Source organism: Nostoc sp., from assembly GCF_036917155.1.
Taxonomy (GTDB): Bacteria; Cyanobacteriota; Cyanobacteriia; order Cyanobacteriales; family Nostocaceae; genus Nostoc.
Genome location: NZ_JBALDZ010000067.1, coordinates 1 through 24,546 on the forward strand (window position 1 = coordinate 1; position 24,546 = coordinate 24,546).

Genomic DNA, 24,546 nt, shown 5'->3' on the forward strand with positions numbered 1-24,546 from the left:
GTATGTCCCATATTACAGCAGAAAATTCGTCGCTCATTCCTGCTTCATAGTCTTTTTAATTTGTCAATACTCTCTACTCGACCGGCGCTCTAGGGGACTGCGGGGGGTATTATTATGTGTATCTTCATACAGAATTGGTATTAACTGGATAATACTCCAGCAATACTCGTCAATTCCATAATTTTTTCAAACTGAAAATCATGAGCTAAATTCTTGATGAAATTTCGTAGTGCAGTATTTTCTGAAGGGATTTGCTCAACCAATTCTAAAATCAAATCATCACTGCATTGGGCTGCCGCAGTGTACAACTGTTTCACCCATTCAGATGACATTTCAGATAATAGAGAAACTAAATCGGTGAGCGTCAATATCGATTTTGAACCTTCTTCATTTGTGTTTGTTAGCTGATAGCTTTCTTCTTGGTAAATATACTGAACTCCTAAATATTCGCTTAATTTTTCTAGTAATTGTTCTTCGCGGAAAGGCTTATTAATATAATCATCACAGCCTGCTTTGATCGTTGCTTCTCGTTGTTCTTCAAAGGCATTAGCAGTTAAAGCAATAATAATAGTTTTGCGATTTTGAATTGAGGTTTCTTCTCTAGCTTTAATAATTCTTGTGGCTTCATAGCCATCCATAATTGGCATCCGCATATCCATTAAGATTAAGTGTGGTTGCCATTTCTGCCAAAGTGCGATCGCTTCAGTACCATTTCCTGCTTCCTGGACTGCAAAACCAATGGATGTCAGAATTTTCACTAGCACTAAACGGCTATCTGTAGCATCATCAACTACTAAAATGCGGTATTCGCTTTGAGCGGGAGCTAAACTAATAACCTGGCATCTAGTTTTTTTGACTTGGATTTCGCTAGCTGTGGCTAGATTAATTTGAATATCAAAAGCAAATTTACTTCCCTCGTCAATAGTGCTGGCGACGCTAATATTTCCCCCCATTAGTTCCACGTATTTGCGGCTAATTGCTAAACCTAGTCCTGTTCCCTGTTGCGATTTTCTTCCGGTTTCAGTTTGCCCAAAAGCTTCAAACAGTAGGTCAATTTCTTGTGGCGCAATACCGCGACCGGTATCTTGTACCTCGAAGATTAGGGATTGGGGATTAGGGATTGGGGATTGGGCATTGGGGATTGGGCATTGGGGATTAATTATTCTTCTCTGCTCCCCTTTCCCCAGTCCCCAGTCCCCAGTCCCCAGTCCCCTTTCCCCTTTCCCCAGTCCCCAGTCCCCAATCCCCAGTCCCCAGTCCCCAGTCCCCACCCGCAGCGTTACCCTCCCAGTATCGGTAAATTTGATGGCATTTCCCAGGAGATTAAGTAAGACTTGACGCAGTTTACTTTCATCCGCTTGGATGTACTGAGGGAGACGAGATGTATATTCAAAGACTAATTCTAATCCTTTGGAGGTGGCACGGAAGCGCAACATTTCTTCGAGGTTTTCCAAGAGGCGAATTAAGTCAAAACTGTTGAGATTTAATGTTATTCTGCCAGCTTCGATTTTAGACATTTCCAAAATGTCGTTGATTAAGTTGAGGAGATGTTCGCCGGCACGATTGATGATTGCTAGATTTTGCTGATGTTCAGTGGATAAAGCATGATCGTGGCTCATGACTTGGGTAAAACCAAGGATGGCGTTAAGTGGGGTACGCAGTTCGTGGCTCATGTTAGCGAGGAATTCGCTTTTGGCGCGGTTAGCAGCATCAGCAATGATCACAGCTTCTTGCAATGCTTGTGACTGTCTTTGAGTTTGCGCTAGCAATTGTGCTTGCTGTAAAGCAACACCCAATTGATTGCCAATTTGAACCACGATGTTGATTTCTTCTGGTTTCCATTGGCGGGAATCGGAATTTTGATAACTCGCCAGTAATCCCCAAAGCTGACTACCATACAAAATGGGGACAATAATGTAGGCTTTGGCCTGAAAGCGCTCTAAAAGGTTGATATAAGTAGGATGAAATTCAGCGTTGTAAATGTCTGGGACACAGCGAAAACTTGTACCTGGGGTTGCTTGCAGATCGGGATCTTCTACTGAGTTATTTGCACTATCCAAAATTTTTGCTAGGCAACGGCCATCTTGTAAAACACCCTCTGTAAAATTGGGGTGATTGTTGTGTTCTTCTATGAGAGAAATCCAACCATTACCCACTGACTCGGAGACAAATTCGCCATTCCACTGGGGATTGAAACGATAGACAACAACACGATCGCAGTCAAGTACTTGCCGTAATTCTTCGGTTGTAGCTGCAAATATCGTCTCTAGATCCAGTGTTTGGCGCATTCTTTGAATTACTTGAGCGATCGCTTTTTCTCTTTCTGCACTCTCACACAAGGCTTCTTCTGCTAATTTTCTCTCAGTAATATCTGTAATTGTACCAATATAGCCTTTAATTTCTCCATCATCTCCAAATTCTGGCAAAGCCTGACAAATTACCCAGACGACTGTACTATCATTACGTAAGAAGCGATGTTCGCATTTATATGTTGACTTACCAGATGTTGCTTGATTCCATTTCAACAACAGCTGCTTGCGGTCGTCTGGATGTACAGCATTTGCCCAACCTGTTCCCAGAGACTCTTCTATACTGTATCCAGTAATTTCACTCCAGCGTTGATTAAAATATAAGGCATTGCCATTAATATCAGTATGAAATATACAAGCTGGTGAGGCTTCTGCTAGAAGTTGATATCGTTGCTGACCTGATTGCAAAGCTAATTCTGCCAATTTGCGATCGTTAATGTCTGCCCAATAACCAACCCATTCGATGGGGAAGTTAGCTTCGTCACGAATTAACCTCATCTTTTCGTAGAACCAGTGATAAGTTCCGTCAACGTGTAACCAACGGTATTCGTAAGAAATATACTCCTGTTCAACAAAATGGGAAAATTTTTTCGAGATGAGTTCAATATCTTGGGGATGGACGTGATGAAGCCAAAAACTGGAGTTATTGATAAATTCCCGCGCTTCGTAGCCTACCATTTCTTTAACGTTCTCACTAATAAAGGTAGTGCCGAAATCTTCTGATATTTTGCTGCTATAAATGACCACAGGGCTAGAGGTGAGTAGATATTGTAGGCGTTCGTTGGCTAAACGCAGTTCTTGTTCGACGTGTTTACGATAGCTAATTTCTACTAAAACTGTGCCGACACCAGAGGGGCGATCGTCTTCACCAAGAATCGGAAAATAAGAAGCTAAGAAGTGGCGGATAATATCTGGTTCTTTAATTGATGCACCGCTTAATTCCTGATTGATAATGGGTTGACCAGTCAACAAAACCTGTTGATAAATTGGTTCCACTAGAGGGGCGATGTGAGGTAAAATTTCATGGATAGTTTGGCCAATATGATCTTGCTGAGGTACTCCATTAATCTCTGCCAGCAGTTGATTGATTTGCACAAACCGCAGTTGTTTATCTAAAATGTTCATGCCGACGGGGGCACTGCTAAAAAAGGCATTGAGGCGAGCTTCTCTCAGTGCTAATTCTTGTTCTAGGGTTTTGCGCTCAATCAACCCACCCAACTGAGCCGCAACAGCACTGACTAGCAAGAGCAAACGCCGATCGACCAATACTGAGCTACGTTTAAAAAATACTAAAACAGCTAATACTTGGCTTCCGGCCACTATGGGAACACCAAAACCAGCTTTTAATCCTACCTTGGCTGCTTGTTGCGATCGCAAAAAAATTGGCTCTGTAACTTTAGAAACATCTTCTATCCATTCTGGTTCCTCGTTTTGCCAAACTCTTCCTGGTAGTCCCACTCCCAGAGCAAATTTGATAGCTTGGCTTTGGCGGGAAAATTCTGCTAAACTACACTCCTCACTGTACCAACCTAGACTGTGTTTTAAAACAGTCCCATCTTCATTAGGTATCCATGCTTCACCAAAATCCCAGCCAATGGTTTGACAAATTAAGCGCAAAACTACTCCTAATGCGCTTTTGACATTACTGGCGCGAGTGATAGCTTGGGTTGTCAACAGCAGTAAACGGCTTTCATTTTCTGCCTGCTTGCGTTCAGTAATATCTTTCGCTGTGCCCAGTACGTAACAGTGCCCATCAATCTTAATCATTTCCGCACTCAACAGTGTTGTCCTGATTTCTCCTGTTGTCGTGCAGACATCAATCTCAAAGTTGCGGATGGCTTTTGTTTGTTGCAAGACATGGGTGAGAAAATTATATTCTTCTGGATTCACCCAAAAATTTAATTCTTCATCGGTGCGATTGATCACCTGAGAACGAGAATAACCAAAAAACCGACAAAAGCTGTCGTTAACTTCAATATAGTGTTTGTTGGGAATCTTAATTAAGGCAATTGGATCGGGAGATGACCGAAAAGCTGATGCTAACTTTTCTTCAGAAGCTCGTCGCGCTGCTTCTGCCCGTTGGCGTTCTTTTGCCTCCAACACCAAGGAGACTAAATTGCCCAAAGAGCGAGCAAAATTTTGGTCTTCTAGCGTCCAATGATGAGTAACTTTCACTGCCTGCAAACATAAAACTCCTACGGTCTTTCCTTCCAGCCGAATGGGTGTATCAAGTACAGAGGTAATGTTTAATCTTGAGTAAGACGCCGAAAATTCTTTAGTTCTGGGATCGGTATGGGCATCATCTGCGGCAATTGGTTGTTCTTGCTGCAAAGCTGCAAAATAAGCTGGATAGTCTGCTGCTGATAAGGAAAGTCCTTGACTATGTTGATTGCGACTACCTTCAAATAGATCGAAACACTGGATTTTCATGCCTGTTTTGTCATATAGCCAGACACTAGCTCGTTCCATCCCAATATTCTTGACAGCTGCTTCTGTAATTTTACTTAAAGCTGTTTTTAAATCACCCTGATAAAGTGTCTGATTTTGTGCCAATTGCGTGAGGACTAGGTTATGGTTGCGGAGCTTAATTGCACTTTCTTGGAGTAATTTTTCCACTCCTCGACGCTGCGTAATATTACTAGCAGTGCCAGTTATACCTATAACTTGACCTTCTTCGTTGCGTAATGCGATCGCATTAAACATTAGATAAAGTAAAGTACCATTTTTAGCAACACAGGTAGTTTCATGTTGAAAGATCGACTTTCCCTGAAGAACCCGCTCAAACGCTACTTTATCTTGAGCAACTTGTGTAGGCGAGATGAAATCAGTCAAGACACGCCCGATCATTTCTTGGGGTTCATAGCCATAAATCTGTTTGACTGCTGGGTTGACAAAGGTAATTAGTCCGTTAATGTCTACCGACCAGATCATATCCTGGGATGTTTCCACTAAATGGCGATACTGAATTTCACTCTTCTTCAGGGCAGCTTCGACTAAAAGGCGTTCGCTTTGGTAAACCTCTCTACAAATGGCTTTGCTAAGGCTAACGGGAATTTCTTTAAAAATATCTTCTATTTGTCTGTTGCGAATATTTAACTCAACTGCAACCAGTTGACGCTCTTGAATCTCCTGTTGCAGTTGAGAATTTTGTGCTTTTAATTGTTTTTTCAGCCTTTGGATATTGAGTTGATTTTGTACGCGTAATAAAACTTCTTTAGTTCGGAATGGTTGAGAAATATAGTCAATATTGCCTAAATCGAAAACATCGTTTTTTTCAAAAAATTCATCTAAAGCACCGAAAAAGATTATCGAAATCTCTTGAGTTTTATCGTTAGCTTTCAACCTTTGACAAACTTCATAACCATCCATCTCCTGCATCAAAAAATTTAGCAAAAGCAAGTCAGGAGGAGAAGCAAGCGCCTCATTAATTGCCAATTCTCCAGAAATAACACTTTGCACTTGATAACCTTGGTGTTGAAGGATGTCTGATAAAAAATGTAAATTCTCTAAGTTGTCATCAACTAATAAAATTTTGATTTTTTGAGCATCCATATCAGTTCCTAAGTTAATTTTCAATCAAGAATAATTTGTTGAATCAAACTGAACATGAAATCAGAAAGCAAAACTCTATCACCAGATTGTAAATAAAATCATCGTTCCTTACCACCATATCTTCAGTATAGAGTGTATAGAAAAATTTCAGATTAAGCAGGATAACATGTTAATACTGCCAAATCTCTGTGACGCAAGAAGATCGAAATACAAAGATACAACAACGCGGACATTGCCCATACTCCTTGTTGATTTGATGGTTTGGCATTCACTGCTTGTTCTTTTCCATTTACAGCAAGCTACGTGTAGTGTATCTGTCAATACAATAATCAGCGGCTTTAGCCCTTAGTATTGGGCTAGAGCTTCTGAGTACAAGCGAATGTAATTAAATTTACATTACGTAACGCAGTTTAATTTATTATTGCATACTTAGTTTGATATCAGCTATTCTCAAGCTTTTCATCCTTTTTTTGTTTGATACGGTAAATCCAACCGATGTTTGTACGGTTTACCCAACTGTTTTGAGATTTTGATTTTATTAAATTATTTACTAGAGAGAAGAAATAAAGCTCCTCTCAAAAAAACTAGAGGTTCGATAATTACTTAAATATCTGAAACTTCTAGATACCTCTAAAACTTTGTTTGATTACCCAAAATTGAATTAGAAAGTTAAGGAGAGATTGAAATATGGCACTCATTCGTTGGGAACCATTCCGTGAAATGGAGATTTTGCGTCGTCAAATGGATCAACTCTTCTCTGATCTGACAGTAGCCGAGCGCGGCAACTCTGAGATTTCTCCATCATCGAGAACAGCATGGGTTCCTGCTGTTGAATTATATGACAATGGTTTCGAGTTGCTATTAAGAGTTGAGATTCCAGGTGTTGAAGCTAAAGACTTGGATGTTCAAGTCACTCAAGATGCAGTTTCGATTGTTGGCGAGCATCGTTACGAAAAGCAGTCCCAATCTAACGCTAAAGTTCATTCTGAATTCCGGTATGGTAAGTTCACTAGAGTAATACCTCTACCAATCAAAGTTCAGAATCAACAAGTTAAGGCAGACCTAAAAGATGGGATTTTAATTTTGACTTTACCCAAACTGGAGCAAGAGCAAAGCAAGGTATTCAAAGTCAATTTAGGTCAATCTCAAAGTGCTAAAGCTTCTATAGAAGCCGGCACAGATAATACATAACCCAAAATTACATCGCAAGAAAGTGTTCAAACTGCGTAAATTTTAATAGAAACCCCAGCTAAATTTATTAGCTGGGGTTTTTCTTTTTTTGACTCAGAATCGTTTCAGCAAATTCAGGGAGAGGGTATTATTCCTCTTGTACATCAACCCAGATGCTACCTTCTTCCACACGAATTGGAAACACTGGTAAAGTCTTTGGTTGTGAAACTAGCGAGAGTACCTTACCTACACCAGGAGGCCAAGAACACCAATCTTTGACCTCACCAGTCCGCAGATCAAAAGCACTGTGATGGAAAGAACAAACAATTGCCCCACTTTCGGTTATTTTCCCACTCTTCAGCGGTAATTTTAAGTGAGGACAGGTATTATCTACAGCATAAAGCTGATTTTCGTGATTCAAAAGCAGAATTTTCCGGTTGCCAACTTTCACCACTTCTCGCGCACCTGGGGAAAGTGCTTCGACTGCCAGAACTTTAGTCCAACTCATTAGGTTCTCCTCTCCTAATATATCTGCTTTCAGTTTCCCGCAATTGTTACCAATGCGATCGCCTTTCAGTACCAGAGAGTGGAGAAGGTTAACAATTCAAAATTCAAAAATAAAGTCAACAGATCGCCAACTTCTCCCGAAAAAGCGATTGTTGGTGAAATACAAAAACTATAAAATCTTACATCGAATCCCATTTTTACACTGAAAAAACTTATTTCTGGGTAAACTAAATAAAGCACCAACTGTCCTAGCATCATAAGGCTTGTGGCTTCTAAAAGACAATTTGAAGGGATATAAAAAATGATTAAGACAAGTTACGAATTTGACCAGTCTATCCTCCCCGCAGGATCTTCATTAAAGACTAATATTCTGCTACGTTTTCGTGTTGACATAGCTGAATCTCCCCGACGTAACCTTAACCTTTCTCTTGTGATTGACCGTTCCGGCTCTATGGCAGGCGCGCCCTTGCATCACGCCCTGAAAGCTGCTGAGTCTGTAGTAGATCAACTTGAGCCAAATGACATTCTCTCAGTAGTTGTTTACGACGATGAAGTGGACAGCGTTGTGCCACCCCAGGCTGTGACTAACAAAGCTGCACTCAAAAATTCTATCCACAAGGTCAGAGCAGGCGGTATTACTAACTTATCGGGGGGATGGCTCAAAGGCTGTGAACACGTAAAGACGCAACTCGATCCGCAAAAAATCAACCGGGTTCTGTTGCTTACCGATGGTCACGCCAATATGGGCATTCAAGACCCCAAAATACTGACAGCGACATCGGGGCAAAAAGCTGAGGAAGGCATTATCACGACTACCTTAGGTTTTGCTCAGGGTTTCAATGAAGACCTGCTGATTGGGATAGCAAGGGCCGCCACAGGCAACTTCTACTTCATTCAGAGCATCGATGAAGCAACCGAAGTGTTTAGTATTGAGTTAGACAGTCTCAGAGCAGTAGTGGGACAGAATCTCAAGGTGACATTGGAATTGGCTGATGGTGTCAGCCTGGTTGATACCTTAAGTCTTGCTAAAGTTAGCCAAAATGATGCTGGTCAAGCTGTTCTCACCTTGGGAGAACTGTACGAAGGTGAAGACAAACTTCTCGGTTTAAGTTTAGCGATCGCCAGCGCTCAAGTTGGTGATTTACCTGTGATGAAGCTGCATTACAGCGCCGATGTTGTGCAAAATGATGTTATTCAAAATATCTCAGCTACAGCAGATGTCATCGCCAAAATTGGCACCGTTGAGGAAGCTGCTTTTGCCTCTACCAGCCAGATCATTCTTGAACTGAGTCGCCTCACCATTGCTAAAGCCAAAGAGACTGCCCTTAGTCTCGCTGAACATGGCAAGCATCAGGAAGCGGAAGAAACCCTCCGTGCCCTTGTGAAAGATTTGCGAGATAAAGGGTTGAACGAGAATTTTGAAATAGCTGAAGAGATCGATCAGCTTGAGTATTTCGCCGGTCGGATCGCCCAAAAAGCTCTAGGCAATGCTGGACGGAAAGAGATGCGCGATCAGACTTACCAAACGATGACGCGCAATCGCAGCGATTTGGTGGGTCGCGGTGTAACTGCTGGCGATGAAGTGTACGCAATGCCGATTGTCAATGAAGTTGGTTCAGGTGTTGAATTGCATTGCGTTCGTGAAGGGGGTAAGCTGCGGGTGAAAGTCGTATCCGCAGGCTACGATTCCACCAAGAACGTCCAGTTTCCCCGGGCCATTCGTGCCGAGGGGGCACGCTATGTTGTTGAAGGACTTGAACTTTCAAGCGATGCCACTTTCTATCGTGTACGTGGTAATATCACCCGTTTTGCTCAACCTGGTGAAACAGATATTTTCATTACCCCTAGACAATCGAATTTCACTAACACGGGTAAAGCTTCCAAAGGCCCCGCCAGTGCCGCCGATCTTCCCTCAACTGATAGTGTCGGAGACAGCATTTTAGTTCAGTGTGTTAAAGATGGCAGCAAGCTACGCGCTAGGGTAGTTTCCGACGGATATGAACCAGATTGGAACATGCGTTTTCCGCGATCGGTTCGGGAAGAAGGAATGCTTTACGTCGTTGATGAAGTCAAAACCGCTCCTGATGGCAAGTCTTATATTGCCTGTGGTGAAATTAAGCGATTTGTTCAACCAATCCCCAATCCCCAATCCTTAAAAGATGCCAAGTAAACATGACTTAACCGACTGAGACTGTCAGGATCAGAGAGTAAAGAGTAAAAGGCAATCTATTTTGACTTTTAACTTTCTCCTTTTGTTCAACTTTCCACAACGGGAGGTTTAATCTTGACTAAATTAAAAGTCGGTATCAATGGCTTCGGTCGAATCGGGCGACTTGTGCTTCGGGCTGGTCTCGATAATCCCAACATTGAGTTTGTAGGCATTAACGACCTAGTACCACCAGATAACCTCGCTTATCTATTAAAGTACGACTCAACCCACGGTAAATTAAAGCACAATGTTGAAGCCAAGGAAGACGGCATCCTCATTGACGGGCACTTCATTCCTTGTGTGTCAGTTAGGAATCCTGCTGAGTTACCTTGGGGAAAATTAGGTGCAGATTATGTGGTGGAATCTACGGGACTCTTCACTGACCACGAAGGAGCCGCAAACCACCTGAAAGCAGGTGCAAAGCGAGTGATAATTTCCGCTCCCACCAAAGATCCAGATAGAGTTGCTACCCTGTTGATGGGTGTAAATCATCACCTGTTTGACCCCAGCAAGGATATCATTGTTTCCAATGCTAGCTGCACTACAAACTGTCTAGCTCCCATCGCTAAGGTCATTAATGACAACTTTGGGTTGACTGAAGGGTTGATGACCACAGTTCATGCTATGACTGCCACTCAGCCAACTGTAGACGGCCCCAGCAAGAAAGACTGGCGGGGTGGTCGAGGTGCATCTCAAAATATTATTCCCTCTTCCACAGGTGCAGCTAAAGCCGTAGCACTGGTTTTACCAGAATTAAAGGGTAGGTTAACTGGTATGGCATTACGAGTTCCGACTCCTGATGTCTCTGTAGTTGATTTAACTTTTAAAACTGCCAAAGCCACCAGTTATCAGGAAATCTGTGCTGCTATGAAGGAGGCTGCCGCAGGTTCACTATCAGGTATTTTGGGTTACACGGATGAAGAAGTAGTTTCCACAGATTTTCAAGGCGATACCCATTCCAGTATCTTTGACGCCGGCGCTGGGATTGAGTTGAATTCTAACTTCTTCAAGGTAATTGCCTGGTATGACAACGAGTGGGGTTACTCAAATCGCGTGATTGACCTGATGTTGTCTATGTCACAGAAGGAAAAACTCGCCCCGACTGCGGCTGTGGTTTGATTAGTCATTGGGAATTGGGCATAGGGCATGGGGCATACAAGTAAAAAGAACCAAGTAAAAAGTAAAAAGAAAGATAAATTCAATATTTCTTTTAACTTTTAACTTTTAACTTGTTTCTTCCCCAGTCCCCAGTACCCAATTTGGGATTTGGGTCAGATGGTAAATACCCTGAAAATAAAACGTAATCTAGTATCTTTTTTTAACAACCCAGTGATATGAAGCACGTGTAAATTTGGATGTTTTGGGCGATGTCTACGACGGGCTACGCCTACGCTCAAAGCATCCAAATTTGCAGGTTACTCCTCAACCCCCAATCCCTATGCGTCGAACCAAAATCATTTGTACTGTTGGGCCGGCTACATCTGCACCTGAAAAGCTGCAAGCCTTAGTAGAAGCTGGAATGAATGTGGCACGGTTAAATTTTTCCCACGGAGCTTATGAATTCCACGCCCAAACGGCTCACTATCTCAGACAGATTAGCACTGAGCGGCAAAAGCCGATCGCAATTATGCAAGACTTGTGTGGCCCCAAAATTCGCTTGGGAACTTTACCACCGGAAGGGTTAAATCTGGAATCTGGTACTGAAGTCACTTTTGTTTTGCAAGAAAAGGGTGAGAGTATTGACGAAATACCTCTACCATTGCCGACTTTGTTCGCAATGATGCGACCAGGCGAACCAATTTTAATTAATGATGGTCGCGTCAAGTTGATTGTTACTGCTCGCGATGCCGATCGCATTCGGGCACAAGTAAAAATTGGCGGTTTAATTTCCACCCACAAAGGGGTGAACTTGCCCCAAACTCCTTTACCTGTCAGTTCCATCACCGAAAAAGACTTGCTGGATCTCCGCTTTGGCATTCAGTTGGGTGTAGACTGGGTAGCGGTGTCCTTCGTGCGATCGCCACAAGACTTAGAACCCGCCAGACGAATGATTGAAGCCGCTGGTGCTTCGATTCGTTTAATTGCCAAAATCGAAAGAGCAGAAGCAGTAGAGGAGTTTGACTCCATTCTGAAGGTCGCCGACGGCATCATGATTGCCCGTGGCGATTTAGGCGTAGAAATACCCATTCATGAAGTCCCTCTGATTCAAAAAGATATAACTCGCCGTTGTAATCATGCTGGCAAACCGGTGATTACAGCCACGCAAATGCTAGAATCGATGATCAGTTCCCCCGACCCTACCCGCGCCGAGGCAACCGATGTTGCCAACTCTATCCTCGATGGTACGGATGCAGTAATGCTTTCTGGTGAAACAGCTGTCGGACAATATCCCGTCGCCGCTGTCCAGATGATGCACAATATTGCTGTGCGGACAGAACAGGCTCTAGATGAAGGTAGCAGACATTCCTGGTGTCATGAGGCAGGTAGTCTCAGCGTCACCGAATCTGTGGCAGAATCGGTATGTCGCATCGCTTATGAAACAGGCTCACGGGCAATTCTCTGTAACACTTCTTCAGGGAGTACAGCGAGAATGGTGTCTAAATACCGCCCAACTTCTCCAATTATTGCCCTAACCCCTGACATCACCGCTTATCGCCAGCTAGCCCTTTCTTGGGGTGTGGAACCTTTACTGATTCCACCAGTCCACAATGCCGAAGAGATGTTTACCAATGTGGTGAACACAGTTGTAGATATGGGTCTAGCAAATAAGGGCGATAAGGTGGTAATTACCTCTGGCGTTCCAATTGGTAAATCGGGAACAACTAGTTTAATCAAAGTGCATTCCATTGGACAGCCAATTTCGGCATAAGGCACTTAGAATAAGGCTGTGGCTCTCAATAGTAAGCAAACTTGGGCAATGATTCCAAAACAGAATTGAAGGGACTGGGGACTAGGGATTGGGGCTGGGCACTGGGAAAGAGAATAATAACTCCTAACTCCTAACTCCTAACTCAGCACTTCTAACTCCTAACTCAGCACTTTTCACTCAGCACTCACTAAAGACCTGGGGAATTAAGTAAATCCTAAACAAACATCACGGAGTATTTTATGTCTAAGAATTTACTGGAACAATTGCGAGAAGTGACTGTTGTGGTCGCAGATACGGGGGATATCCAGGCAATTGAAAAATTCAAACCCCAAGATGCCACCACCAATCCTTCTCTGATTACTGCTGCGGCGCAGATGCCGGAATACCAGGGAATTGTTGATCAAACTTTACTTCAGGCAAAGAAAGATGCTGGAGCCGGAGCTACCCAAGCACAGATAGTTTCTCTAGCTTTTGACCGTTTGGCAGTTGCCTTTGGATTAAAGATTTTACAAATTATTCCCGGTCGCGTGTCTACAGAAGTGGATGCTCGCTTGTCTTATGATACCGAAGCTACCCTGACTAAAGCACGGGAATTAATTGCCCAGTATAAAGCCGCTGGAATTGGCCGCGATCGCGTTTTAATTAAAATTGCCACCACCTGGGAAGGCATTCGCGCTGCGGAAATCCTGGAGAAAGAAGGTATTCACTGTAACCTGACCTTGTTGTTTGGTCTTCACCAAGCGATCGCCTGTGCCGAAGCTGGTGTTACTTTAATTTCTCCCTTCGTTGGTCGGATTCTTGACTGGTACAAAAAAGATACTGGACGCGATAGCTACCCAGTAGCCGAAGATCCAGGAGTTTTGTCTGTCACCAAAATCTACAACTACTACAAGAAATTCGGCTATAAAACCGAAGTTATGGGAGCTAGCTTCCGTAACCTTGGTGAAATTACTGAACTTGCAGGTAGTGATTTGCTGACAATTTCACCATCGCTTTTGTCTGAATTGCAAGCAACCGTTGGAGAACTACCACGTAAACTTGACCCTGCTAAGGTAGCAAACTTGGAAATTGAAAAGATATCCATTGACAAAGCTACTTATGACAAACTGCACGCCGCCGACCGCATGGCAACTGACAAACTAGACGAGGGCATCAAAGGTTTCACCAAGGCACTAGAAGACCTTGAGAAACTTTTGGCAGACCGACTGGTTCGCCTTGAAGGAGAGGTAGTAGCAAGTCATTAGGGACTTCCAATTAAAAAAAACATCGAAGCATGATAGTGCGTTACGGCTTTAGCCGTAACGCACTATCATTTTATAGATAATTTATACGTGCATATACTACCAGGTTGGCGTGGCGCATTTCCAAATTGTTCGCATGAATTGACAGATGCAACATATCCAGAATTTGATAACCCGCAACTTGGGTTAATAGTGGGTTCTACACTCTTGTTAGTCTCAACAGTTGGCGAGGCTGTTGGTGATGGTGAGCCAATATAGTTGTTGAATTATCGTCTTCTTAGTCTCCTAAAGGCAAGCTAATAGGAATCTCAATTTGAAACTCAGTTCCTTGTTCTGGTATTGATAAACACGTAAGTTTTCCTTTATGCTTCTCTACTATAATCTGATAGCTAATTGATAACCCTAACCCTGTACCTATCCCTACTGGCTTAGTCGTAAAGAAGGGGTCAAACAATCTTTTTAGCACATTCTCTGGTATTCCTGCTCCATTATCAATAAACCGAATCACCACTTTTCCATCAGGAGATACTTGAGTACAAATACGGATAATACTGGGTACTTCTTGCATCTGTTCAATAGAACGCTTTGCATCCCGTTGTTCTAGTGCATCTAAAGCATTAACCAGAATGTTCATAAAAACTTGATTGAGCTGCCCTGCATAGCATTCTACTAAAGGTAGCTTGCCATATTCCTTGATGATTCCAATTGCTGGACGGTTATGTTGTACCTTGAGGCGATGTTCTAGAATTACTAAAGTACTGTCAATGCCTAAGTGAATATCCACGGCTTTACATTCCGCTTCATCCATACGAGAGAAATTTCGCAATGAAAGAACGATTTGTTTAATTCGGTCTGCCCCCATTTTCATTGACAAGAGTAACTTGGGCAAATCCGCCATTAAAAATTCTAGGTCAATAGCTTCTATCTGTTCTTGAATGACATTGACCGGATGAGGATAATGTTTTTGGTAAAGCTCAATCAAAAGCAGCAAATCGTTAATGTATTCGTTAGCAGGCTGAATGTTGCTGTAGATGAAGCTCGTAGGATTATTGATTTCGTGAGCCACTCCAGCAACCAATTGACCGATAGAGGACATTTTTTCGCTTTGGAGCAAATGAGCTTGGGTGCTTTGCAGTTCTTTAAGAGTGCGCTCTAAATCTTCCGCTTTCTGCCATAAAGTTTCTTCCACAGCTTTGAGTTCGCTGATATCCCTGGCGATTGTCGAGAAATATTCAACTTCTCCATCAGGTGATTTGTGAGCAATAATCAGTTGGGATATGGGAATTTCTCGTCCATCTGCTTTTAAAATAGCCGTTTCTCCAACCCAATCACCGACTCGAGATGATTCTGGTAATCCTTGATTCTGGATAATTTCATTTGCCCATTTCGGATGATTTTGGGATAAATTTCTCCCCTGAAGGGATTCTTCTTCCCCTAGCTCTAACATTTTGCGAGCTGCTTTATTAAAATAAAGAACCCGCCCAGTTAAGTCAGCAGTACTGATAAAGTCTGGTGCTGCTTCTAGAATTGCTAACAAGTTCGCCTGTTCTTTCTGAGCTTGTTTATGCTCACTAATATCACGACATACGCCAACAGTCATTATGACTTGACCTAGTTCGTTACGGATAGCAGATTTGATTGTATGGAATAGGCGTACTTCCCCATCGTACCGAGTTACTGGCTCTTGGGGAATTTCTAGGGTCTTTCCACTTTCAAATACGTAAGCATCATCTTTGATATATTGCAGGGTATGATCAGGTTCGCTGAAGGGTGCATCAATCATATTTTGAAGCTGTGACTCACTCATACCGTAATAATCACGGAATGCCTTATTTGCCCAAATAATTCGAGATTTCGCACCTTTAACCAGCACCATATCTGTAATTGCATCAAGAATTTGCTGATAGGTCCTTTCGTTTTCGCGCACAGCGCTTTCAAAAGACTTTACTTTTGTAATATCCTGCACTGTTGAGACAATACTAATTACCTTGCCATCAACGTTAGTTATCGGAGTGTGACACCAATCACAAATAATCACTCTTCCATGTTTTGTCACGTTCTTACTGAGATTATTACCTCCCACTTTTTTTTCAATTAATAACTCCATTATTTTGATGACCTGTACTCTCTCACTTTCTGGCACAATTATTTCTGATACCTGGCAACCGAGTGCTTCACTTTTGCTGTATCCAAATAGTTGTTCAGCAGCCGGATTCCATTGTATTACTTGAAACGCTGTATTCCACTCAATTAAAGGCAAAGGATTACGTTCTATAAGTAACAAAAATTTATCTTGCAACTGTTTCAAATCTGCCTCTACTAATTGATGTTCAATTTCCTGAACATTTCTACTGACTTCATCAACTTTTAGCACTTGGTTTACAGAAAGATTGTTATCGGATTGAATGCCTTGCTGTTGAAAGTTCATTCTGTCTAACTGACTAATAGATTTTTTGGGTTCTCAAATCTAGGATTCCCTATTGTTTAGGTAATGTAACATTCCTCTTTCTGATAATATCCATCTGTTGGAAATCGTAGTAGAAAGAGGACAATTCATTATGCAGAAGTATGTCTATTGCATGTCTCCAAGAGTTGGTAGCAATGCAGAAGTGAACCCACCCTTAAAAACGTGGGATTGATTTCGGAACGCCAGTTGACGACAGTTGCCTCAAGCCGGGAAATCTGCCCACGGCACTGTCTCCTTTAATTAAATTAAGCATCTCTAAAGATGCCAAATTGACCGGTGGCAATGTTGATTTATCTTTTTCAACAATTATATCTATATCACTCGTAGAAGCATTGAAAGCGGTCTTTTAAATGCGTTAATAGTGAAAAATTACAGGCGGAGATTCAACGATTAAATCGTAAAGGTTTTGTCCCACTTGAACAAGTGCAAATTCTCCATGATTGGTTGGAAGGAAAGCGCCAATCAAGACAATCTGGGCGTGTGGTGGGTGAATCGAGAACGGGTAAAACTATGGGTTGTGATGCCTATAGGCTTAGGAATAAACCCTCTCAAGTTGCAGGAAAACCCCCAATTGTACCTGTGGCCTATATCCAAATTCCCCAGGAGTGCGGTGCTAAAGAATTCTTTGGGGTAATTTCAGAGTACCCGAACTGTGGGGCAAGGTTCAAATTTCCAGCATTGTGGGTGGATTGTTGGTGTCAAAGGTGCTTTGTGTCGTCTACGGAAATGGTAAAGTGGCAAAAGGCTATTCACCGAAATGCGACAAGTCCATGAGACACTTACAACACATGAGATTTTAGTCAAAGATTGTGTCGGTTACATTAATGGTGTACTATTATATTAGTACAGATATACTGTGGTCTACGATGAGTAAGCCAAAAAGTGTTAAGGATTGCAAAAAAAACAACTATAATTAACCGATAGAAACATTGTATAAAATCTTTATATTTTATTAAATAAAAAGGATTATGAATCTTTATATACATTTATATTTGTTCATTAATTAGACTATTTTGTGGCAGTTAACAGAGAGAAAGGTCATGTTGAATAAACTAATAAAATATTTTGTCTACGCGACAAAAGGGTATATTACAAAAACACAGCTGATCAAGTTTTTGTATTTAGCTGATCTTTACTCTGTTAAGTGGACAGGAAAGCAGCTGACTGATCTAGATTGGTGTTATTATCAATTCGGCCCTTGGAATGAGGGTATAGATGCTGCTTTAAATCAAATGAATGGGAAAGAAATTATTCAAGAATCTCAGGAAAATGCAACATACATTAGACCTATAGATGAAGCTGCTCAAGTAGATGATTTGCAAATACCTCTAAGTCTTAAGTTCATCCTGGATAATATTCGGAGAGAGTGGGCTGGCGCAGATAAACTGAATCAGTTACTAGAGTATGTATATAGCACTGCTCCAATGCTGGAAGCAAAAAATACCCATCGACCAGAAGAAAAAGTTAAACTTAACTTACAAGCAGAAAGAGAAAAATTAGTCAGTGAATTAGGATTGTAAAGTGGCTGGACAAAGACCTAGACAAGGTTGGATCTATTCCATAAATCCCTATAGGGTATCTCTTCGTTGCAAACTGGGTCATGTCCATATTTATAATTTAGATGAGCCAGGTGAAGTAGAATGTCAAACTTGTACTGAGAATATTAATTCAAGTAGGGTTTTCAGAGGGATACATCCTTATATCATCTGGACAAGCGATCAATTTCAAGATGAATCTGGATATATAGCAACGTTTTCCGTTATTCCTCTGACTTCACAAGGAACATTTAACGGTTTACCAACCACATATCCAATTAACTCTACAATAAAAAATGGTCTTGATAAAAATTCCTACGCTTTAGTTCATCAAATATGTACTGTTGATGCTAATTGCTTCAAAGACTCATCACCAAATTGGTTAGATAGAATTGGACAATTAGATAAACCAGATAAAGACGCTATAGAAGAACGATTAAAGTATTTTTTGAATATTCAAGAGAATCCTAGTGAAGACTGGTTTGCTCAAAATGCGTCTCCAGAATTTTTAAAAAAAGTCTTTGATTATCTACCTGAAGAAACCAAAAGTTTAGTCATAGAAGAATTAATAAACAATTTAGGCTTATAGTAAATAGGATATTTATCATTGACAACTGTTTTGTACTGCTTCTCCAATTCTTCACGTTCAACCCAACCTACAAATATTCTTAACTTTGATGCCTAAATTACTACAAATCAGGCAATCTCCGCACTGCTGACTCGATTTTATCTGGTTAACCTTGCTGCATGATTTTTTGTCAAAGCAAATACTATTGATTTACTAGGACCAATCTTTTGTCCTGGTGCTAATTCTTGATAATTCTCCCAAGCCAATCTATCAAATTCCTTGCATCATTAGTTAGTTAATGTACAGGTAACGAGCGCGGAGGGATTTGAACCCCCGACCCACAGAACCGGAATCTGTTGCTCTATCCACTGAGCTACGCGCCCTCATTATTCCCGATTATAGCACGTCTGTGATAAAATTTGCGGTTGAATTGGCAATGAGTTAAAGATAATCAGTAGGGTTGACTGGTGTACCATTTCGACGAACTTCAAAGTGGAGGTGGGGGCCAGTTGAGAAACCCGTGGAACCGACAGCACCGATCGCTTGTCCGCGTTCAACTGCTTGTCCTTCAGTGACATACAACTCGCTGGTATGACCGTAGAGTGTCGTCAGACCATTGCCGTGGTCGATAATTACTGCTCTGCCATAACCACCATACCACCCAGCAAAAATTACTTTTCCTGAATCGGCTGCCCGTATTTTACTACCATAACTAGCGGCAAAATCTAACCCAGCATGAAAGCGACGATAGCCAAGAATAGGGTGTATCCGCCATCCGAAGGGACTGCTAGTAGGAGCATCGCTGGGATATGCCATTACACCAGTTCCTCGGATGATGATGCTTGTACGGCTGTTGGTTTTGCTTTGCGCCTCTTCTGTTGCTCTAGCTTCTGCTACCTTTTGTTGAATCAAGACTTCCAGGTTTTTGGATTCCCTTTCTAGCTGATTTTGTGCCGCTTCCAAGGCCAGGCGATCGCTATTTAGACGTTGAATCAATTCTGATTGCGATTGCGCTTGGGTTTGATAATCGGTTTTTTGTGCCAGCAGTTGCTCACGAATCAAGGCAATTTCGTTTTTTTGCTGTTCTACTTCCGTTTTTTGTTTATCGATCAGCTTTGCTTGGGTGTTGAGTTTTAGCAAAATTTTCTGGTCTGCCTGATAGACTAACTTCAGCTGATGACGACGGCTGAAAAAGTCGCTGATATTTTCGCTTTCAAGCAAAACTGCCCATCCAAAAGAAGCAGGCGATCGCTGGAGATAACGCAATCGTGCTACTGTTGCTACTTGACGCTCCTGATATGAACGTTCCGCCACATCTAAATCAGCTTCTAACTTCTGGAGACGTTGGGCGGCGAGTTGTAATCGTGATTCGCTCTCTTGAATGTAGCTATCTGTAGTTTGCACATTTTGCTTTAAGCCAGTGAGGTTTTTTTGGGCCTCTCGTTGGAGATTAGTTAAGCGATCGCGATCGTTAACCACACTCTGATGCTGCTGGTTCATTTGTTGCTGCTGTTGTCGCAAATTATCAATGGATCCTGTAGATGTTGCGTAGGCTGGAATTAATGACAAACAAATACACAAAATGCAACAAAATGCAATAGACAAATAGCAATAAATCTGCTTTTTTTCTAGAAATCGCGCTCTCATAGTGCGAAGCCCCACCACAACTATGCTTTCAAACACTATGAGGATTATTCCCAAAATCTGATTCACCCACTCCAACGCATTATTAAATTGGTCTGCCAAGTTGTAACACAAGAATTCTAGCTATGTCAGCATTGAGCAGATATATTAGCAGGTGGTATATATGAGTACACAATAATAGGGAGTGGGGAATGGGGGAGAAATCAATTCGAAATTCAAACAGTTGTATCTAGAAACACCCGAATAACTAAGCCACAAGTAAGTAACTAACTGAATCAAGTCAAACCAGCAAAGTCCTGAAGATTTCCAGAACAATAACGGAAACCTGAGAAAAAATTGAGCGATCGCTAAAGCTACAATTAAAATTCCAGCTTTATTAAAAGCCAAAGCAGCATCCAGATCAAAATGGTACAGAGAAACAACACTTCGTGTTAAACCGCAACTTGAACAAGGTAGATTGGGATAATTTGTGGCAATATAGCTTGGAACCGTAGGTAACTCGAAGGGGAGATAAGCCTCTACCTCGCCTGGAATAGAAACCCCAAGCGGGTAGAGTAAAAAAATCATAGCGAGTACAAGTAAGCCGTAGTTGACATATCGATACTCTCTGTAGATGTCCGGTAAGTAGCTAAATTTTTGGAAGCTTAAGACATCAATACCCGCCCCACCATTGATGGTAAAAATCTCCGAATTCAATCTGAAATTCGAGCAAGATAAGAAGGTTTAATTGATTAGTCAATATTTAGTTGTAATCAAAAATAACAATCTAAAATTTACAATAAACACGATGTATGATGCGGCGAATTTGGACAAAAATTAATTTAGCCAATAATAATATTTGGCGCATAGGGTTTACCACAATTGCATTCGTAACTTCCCTGCGCCTAGTGGGTTCGTTACGATTTTTGGAGTGGACTGTATTTGATACATTTATGCGGCTGCGTCCCGAAGAACCAATTGATGAAAGGATTCTGATTGTAGGTATTAATGAAAATGATATTAATAGGATTAAAGCCTATCCAATTCCTGATAAAGATATCGCCGCCTTATTAAATAGACATCTCCGAAAATGAATGTAGAGACGTAGCAGTGCTACGTCTCTACAAGGACTCTGGATAACGCATATTTAATTTCTGGAGATGTCTAATAAATTAAAAACTTATCAACCTGCTGTAATTGACACAGATGGCAAGCAGCGTCGAAGTTTATTAGCTACTTCAAATTTACAGGGAGAATGGAAATTTTCTTTTACATTAAAGTTGGCAGAAACCTATTTAAAAACTAAAAATATTTATCTGGAAAATGTAAATTGCGACCCCTATGGTATGAGATTTAATGCAACTAAACTTCCCCAATTGCAGCCTAAGTTAGGCAGATATATACAAGCAGATGCAGGAGGTAGTCAAATATTAATTAATTTTCGCAATCGACGCCAACCTTATTGAACTATTCAACAAATATTAAAATATTCAAATCCGCCTTGTTACTACACTAAGTTGATAAGGTTTTAGTACTATTAGAAAAACTAATTACTTAAAAAGAAGTATTGCCATTAAACAATAAATCTGTCATATTTAAGAATCTAATTTAAAATTAAAAAGTATTTACATTATGTTAGCAACATCTATAAAAATTCTTAATGAGCATTATAAATCTCTCAATAATGAGGGTATAGATGTCATTCAAGGATTAACTCAAAGTCCAAAAACCTTACCTCCAAAATATTTTTACGATGATTATGGTTCAGAATTATTTGAACAAATATGTGAATTACCAGAATATTATCCAACACGAACAGAAGCATGGATTTTACGCCAATATGCCGATGAAATCGTTCAGATCACAGGTGCTTGTGAACTTGTAGAATTGGGCAGTGGTAGTTCTACAAAAACAGAGTTTTTGTTAGATGCTTATCAAAAACTTACTAGTTGCTGTAGATATATACCCATTGATGTGAGTCGGGGAATCCTTAAATCTAGCGTGCTAAAGCTACAGCAAAAATATCCAGCTTTCTTTATTGAGGGATTAATAGGAACCTATGAACAAGCACTCATAAAACTGGAATCAACCTTTGCACCATCACGATTGATTTTTTTCTTGGGTAGTTCTCTCGGTAATTTTAACCCACGAGAATGTGATGATTTTTTAAGACAAATTACTAAGACTTTGCAGGTAGGAGATTACTTTCTTTTGGGGATTGATTTACAAAAACCCAAGGAAATTTTGGAGCCAGCTTATAACGATAGTCAGGGGGTAACAGCTGCTTTTAACATGAATATACTTTCTCACTTAAATTGGCGTTTTCAAGGCGATTTTGACCTCAGTTTATTTACCCATCAAGCTATTTATAATCAAACTGATGCTCAAATAGAGATGTATCTGCATTGCCAAAAAAGTCATAAAGTATCTCTAGAAGCATTAGATTTACAAGTGTTGTTTGCAGATGAAGAAAGCATTCTTACCGAAATTTCTCGCAAGTTTGATTTAGTCATTATGCAAAAACAACTGGAGACACACGGACTTAAAACACTTAATACTTGGACAGATCCCAAGCATTTATTTGGATTAATTCTTTGTCAAGCTTAAACTTTTTTTACATTTTTGTAAATATCAATTTAAGTGACAATATGAATAGTTTTTACTCTACTTATCCGCCAAAACTTGATAGTTGCAATAATCAAGTTATCCTCGATTACTTTCAGAATGCTTGGCAGATGGAAGATGTGTTATTGAAAAGTCTGGTTGGGGAAGAGACATTTTATCTCAATCCCGACCCTTTGAGAAATCCACTAATTTTTTATCTGGGACATTCGGCTGTTTTCTACATCAATAAATTAATTCGGGTGGGATTGTTAGAAAAACGCCTCAATCCAGAGTATGAAATTCTGTTTGAAATTGGAGTTGATCCAGAAATACCAGAGCAGTTGAATGAAGCGATCGCTCATCTGCAATGGCCGCAAGTAGCACAGACTTGGGAGTATCGAGAACAAGCATATTCTGTAATTTCTGAACTAATTAAAACCACCCCAATTACTCTGCCAATTCATCCCAATCATCCTCTTTGGGCTTTAATGATGGGGATAGAACATCAGCGTATTCACATTGAAACTTCTTCAATGTTAATTCGCCAACTGCCAATTGAGAGAGTGAAACGTCCCCAAAACTGGCAATATGCCCCTTTTAATGGTTATACTCCCCAGAACGAAATGATCGAAGTTGCTGGTGGGGTAGTAAAACTCGGAAAAGCCTTTGATGATTCAACCTATGGATGGGATATTGATTATGGCGATCGCACTGTTGAAGTTGCACCTTTTTTCGCTAGTAAATATCTAATTACCAATGGCGAATTTATCTATTTTATCAAAGCTGGTGGTTATGAAAATAAAACTTATTGGGATGAAGAATCTTGGCGTTGGAAAACTGAAAATAATATCAAATATCCCAAATTTTGGATACCAGAAAATGGTAATTCTAAATATAGAGCCATGTTTGATGAAATTGACTTACCCTTGGATTGGCCTGTAGAAGTCAATCATTATGAAGCAATGGCTTATTGCCGTTGGCAAGGGAAAAATACTCGCTTAATGAGTGAATCAGAATACCATTTAGCAACTTACGGTGGTAGTTTATTAGATAATATAGAAAATTACAATCTCAATTTAAAATTCGGCTCACCTAGTCCCGTCGGTATGTTAGAAACAGCCAAAAGTTATTCTGGATTGTACGATTTGCGTGGGAATGTTTGGGAATGGTTGAATAATAATTTAAATTCCTTATCAGGATATCAGCCTCATTTTCTCTATGAAGATAATTCTGCTATCTTTTTCGATACCAAACATTATATGATGTTAGGAGGATGTTGGATAACTAATGGTACAGAAGCTTTAAAATATTACCGCAACTGGTTTCGTCCCAATTTTTATCAACATGCGGGTTTTCGGATTGTTCGAGATATCTAATTGGAGCAAATTATTAACTATGAGACCAAATCCAATACCACCAAAAACTGGTCAAGAATCAGTTTGGAATTACCCACGTCCGGCTATTTTAGAAGATACAAATAAGCAGCTTCGGGTGATTTGTAATGCTATTGTTTTAGCAGAAACTAACAGAGGTAAAAGAGTCTTAGAAACTAGCCATCCTCCTGTGTATTACTTCCCTCCCGAAGACATTAAGCTAGAACATTTGATCGCAACACCTAAAAAAACTTGGTGTGAATGGAAAGGCTGGTGTCAATATTATGATGTCAGCGTCGATGATAAGTATATAAATCATGGTGCTTGGCGATATTTTGATCCTACACCAAACTTTTTGCCAATACAAGAATACTATGGCTTTTATGCTGGTTTTATGGACGCTTGCTATGTCAATGATGAGCTAGTGACACCGCAACTAGGTGACTTTTATGGGGGATGGATTACTACTGACATTGTTGGCCCATTTAAAGGTGAAGTGGGAACGAAAGGGTGGTAATT

Annotated in this window: 17 protein-coding genes, 1 tRNA gene and 1 pseudogene; 13 read left to right on the top strand and 6 right to left on the bottom strand. The window is 40.8% G+C overall.

The window, feature by feature from the left end; translation table 11 throughout:
* Positions 1 to 140 precede the first annotated feature (140 nt).
* Positions 141 to 5,861, bottom strand: coding sequence for a PAS domain S-box protein (locus tag V7K67_RS09765; RefSeq protein ID WP_335166312.1), 5,721 nt, complete (start codon positions 5,859 to 5,861; stop codon positions 141 to 143).
* 687 nt (positions 5,862 to 6,548) lie between these two features.
* Between V7K67_RS09765 and V7K67_RS09770 the strand changes: the two genes are divergently transcribed.
* Positions 6,549 to 7,052, top strand: a complete 504-nt coding sequence (locus tag V7K67_RS09770; protein WP_334731561.1) for an Hsp20/alpha crystallin family protein — start codon at positions 6,549 to 6,551, stop codon at positions 7,050 to 7,052.
* A gap of 127 nt (positions 7,053 to 7,179) precedes the next feature.
* On the opposite strand, the gene V7K67_RS09775 is transcribed toward V7K67_RS09770, so the two are convergent.
* A complete protein-coding gene (locus tag V7K67_RS09775; protein WP_179068165.1) occupies positions 7,180 to 7,539 on the bottom strand; it encodes a Rieske (2Fe-2S) protein in 360 nt (119 codons plus the stop codon).
* Between the two features lie 300 nt (positions 7,540 to 7,839).
* Between V7K67_RS09775 and V7K67_RS09780 the strand changes: the two genes are divergently transcribed.
* From V7K67_RS09780 to V7K67_RS09800, 5 genes are all read left to right on the top strand, one after another.
* The gene (locus tag V7K67_RS09780) at positions 7,840 to 9,708 is read left to right on the top strand and encodes a vWA domain-containing protein (RefSeq protein ID WP_334731560.1); all 1,869 of its coding nucleotides are present in this window, start codon (positions 7,840 to 7,842) and stop codon (positions 9,706 to 9,708) included.
* Between the two features lie 114 nt (positions 9,709 to 9,822).
* Positions 9,823 to 10,866 carry a type I glyceraldehyde-3-phosphate dehydrogenase gene (gene gap / locus V7K67_RS09785; RefSeq protein ID WP_334708841.1) on the top strand — a complete coding sequence of 348 codons (1,044 nt, stop codon included), beginning with the start codon at positions 9,823 to 9,825 and terminating at the stop codon, positions 10,864 to 10,866.
* Between the two features lie 319 nt (positions 10,867 to 11,185).
* Positions 11,186 to 12,616, top strand: coding sequence for a pyruvate kinase (pyk, locus tag V7K67_RS09790; protein ID WP_334731559.1), 1,431 nt, complete (start codon positions 11,186 to 11,188; stop codon positions 12,614 to 12,616).
* A gap of 239 nt (positions 12,617 to 12,855) precedes the next feature.
* A complete protein-coding gene (locus tag V7K67_RS09795) occupies positions 12,856 to 13,860 on the top strand; it encodes a transaldolase (RefSeq protein ID WP_334708843.1) in 1,005 nt (334 codons plus the stop codon).
* A gap of 87 nt (positions 13,861 to 13,947) precedes the next feature.
* Positions 13,948 to 14,115 (top strand): hypothetical protein, encoded by a 168-nt coding sequence (locus tag V7K67_RS09800; RefSeq protein ID WP_334708844.1) that lies wholly within the window; start codon positions 13,948 to 13,950, stop codon positions 14,113 to 14,115.
* A gap of 19 nt (positions 14,116 to 14,134) precedes the next feature.
* On the opposite strand, the gene V7K67_RS09805 is transcribed toward V7K67_RS09800, so the two are convergent.
* Complete coding sequence (locus V7K67_RS09805) at positions 14,135 to 16,285, bottom strand: PAS domain-containing sensor histidine kinase (RefSeq protein WP_335166315.1); 2,151 nt, start codon at positions 16,283 to 16,285, stop codon at positions 14,135 to 14,137.
* Between the two features lie 462 nt (positions 16,286 to 16,747).
* On the opposite strand from V7K67_RS09805, the gene V7K67_RS09810 reads away from it, so the two are divergent.
* The 3 genes from V7K67_RS09810 (at position 16,748) to V7K67_RS09820 (ending at position 18,448) form a co-directional block, all read left to right on the top strand.
* Complete coding sequence (locus V7K67_RS09810; RefSeq protein ID WP_335166317.1) at positions 16,748 to 17,098, top strand: TniB family NTP-binding protein; 351 nt, start codon at positions 16,748 to 16,750, stop codon at positions 17,096 to 17,098.
* A gap of 266 nt (positions 17,099 to 17,364) precedes the next feature.
* Positions 17,365 to 17,844 (top strand): type II toxin-antitoxin system antitoxin SocA domain-containing protein, encoded by a 480-nt coding sequence (locus tag V7K67_RS09815; protein WP_334731556.1) that lies wholly within the window; start codon positions 17,365 to 17,367, stop codon positions 17,842 to 17,844.
* 1 nt (position 17,845) lies between these two features.
* Entirely contained in the window at positions 17,846 to 18,448 is a 603-nt protein-coding gene (locus V7K67_RS09820) for a type II toxin-antitoxin system PemK/MazF family toxin (protein ID WP_335166319.1), read from the top strand.
* Between the two features lie 289 nt (positions 18,449 to 18,737).
* Here V7K67_RS09820 and V7K67_RS09825 read toward each other — a convergent pair.
* The 3 genes from V7K67_RS09825 to V7K67_RS34330 form a co-directional block, all read right to left on the bottom strand.
* Positions 18,738 to 18,810, bottom strand: a tRNA-Arg gene (locus tag V7K67_RS09825).
* 58 nt (positions 18,811 to 18,868) lie between these two features.
* Positions 18,869 to 20,074 (bottom strand): murein hydrolase activator EnvC family protein, encoded by a 1,206-nt coding sequence (locus V7K67_RS09830; RefSeq protein ID WP_334731564.1) that lies wholly within the window; start codon positions 20,072 to 20,074, stop codon positions 18,869 to 18,871.
* 144 nt (positions 20,075 to 20,218) lie between these two features.
* On the bottom strand, positions 20,219 to 20,638 hold the full coding sequence (locus tag V7K67_RS34330) for a DUF2752 domain-containing protein (RefSeq protein ID WP_442943801.1): 420 nt from the start codon (positions 20,636 to 20,638) through the stop codon (positions 20,219 to 20,221).
* Positions 20,639 to 20,865: 227 nt separating this feature from the next.
* Between V7K67_RS34330 and V7K67_RS34335 the strand changes: the two are divergent.
* The 4 genes and pseudogenes from V7K67_RS34335 to V7K67_RS09855 all read left to right on the top strand — a co-directional run bounded on the left by V7K67_RS34335 (position 20,866) and on the right by V7K67_RS09855 (position 24,544).
* Positions 20,866 to 21,516 (top strand): annotated as a pseudogene (locus V7K67_RS34335) (CHASE2 domain-containing protein).
* A 166-nt stretch (positions 21,517 to 21,682) separates the two neighbouring features.
* On the top strand, positions 21,683 to 22,657 hold the full coding sequence (egtD, locus tag V7K67_RS09845) for an L-histidine N(alpha)-methyltransferase (protein ID WP_334731551.1): 975 nt from the start codon (positions 21,683 to 21,685) through the stop codon (positions 22,655 to 22,657).
* 41 nt (positions 22,658 to 22,698) lie between these two features.
* On the top strand, positions 22,699 to 24,030 hold the full coding sequence (gene ovoA, locus V7K67_RS09850) for a 5-histidylcysteine sulfoxide synthase (RefSeq protein ID WP_334731550.1): 1,332 nt from the start codon (positions 22,699 to 22,701) through the stop codon (positions 24,028 to 24,030).
* 19 nt (positions 24,031 to 24,049) lie between these two features.
* A complete protein-coding gene (locus V7K67_RS09855; RefSeq protein WP_334731549.1) occupies positions 24,050 to 24,544 on the top strand; it encodes a DUF427 domain-containing protein in 495 nt (164 codons plus the stop codon).
* Positions 24,545 to 24,546: the final 2 nt, after the last annotated feature.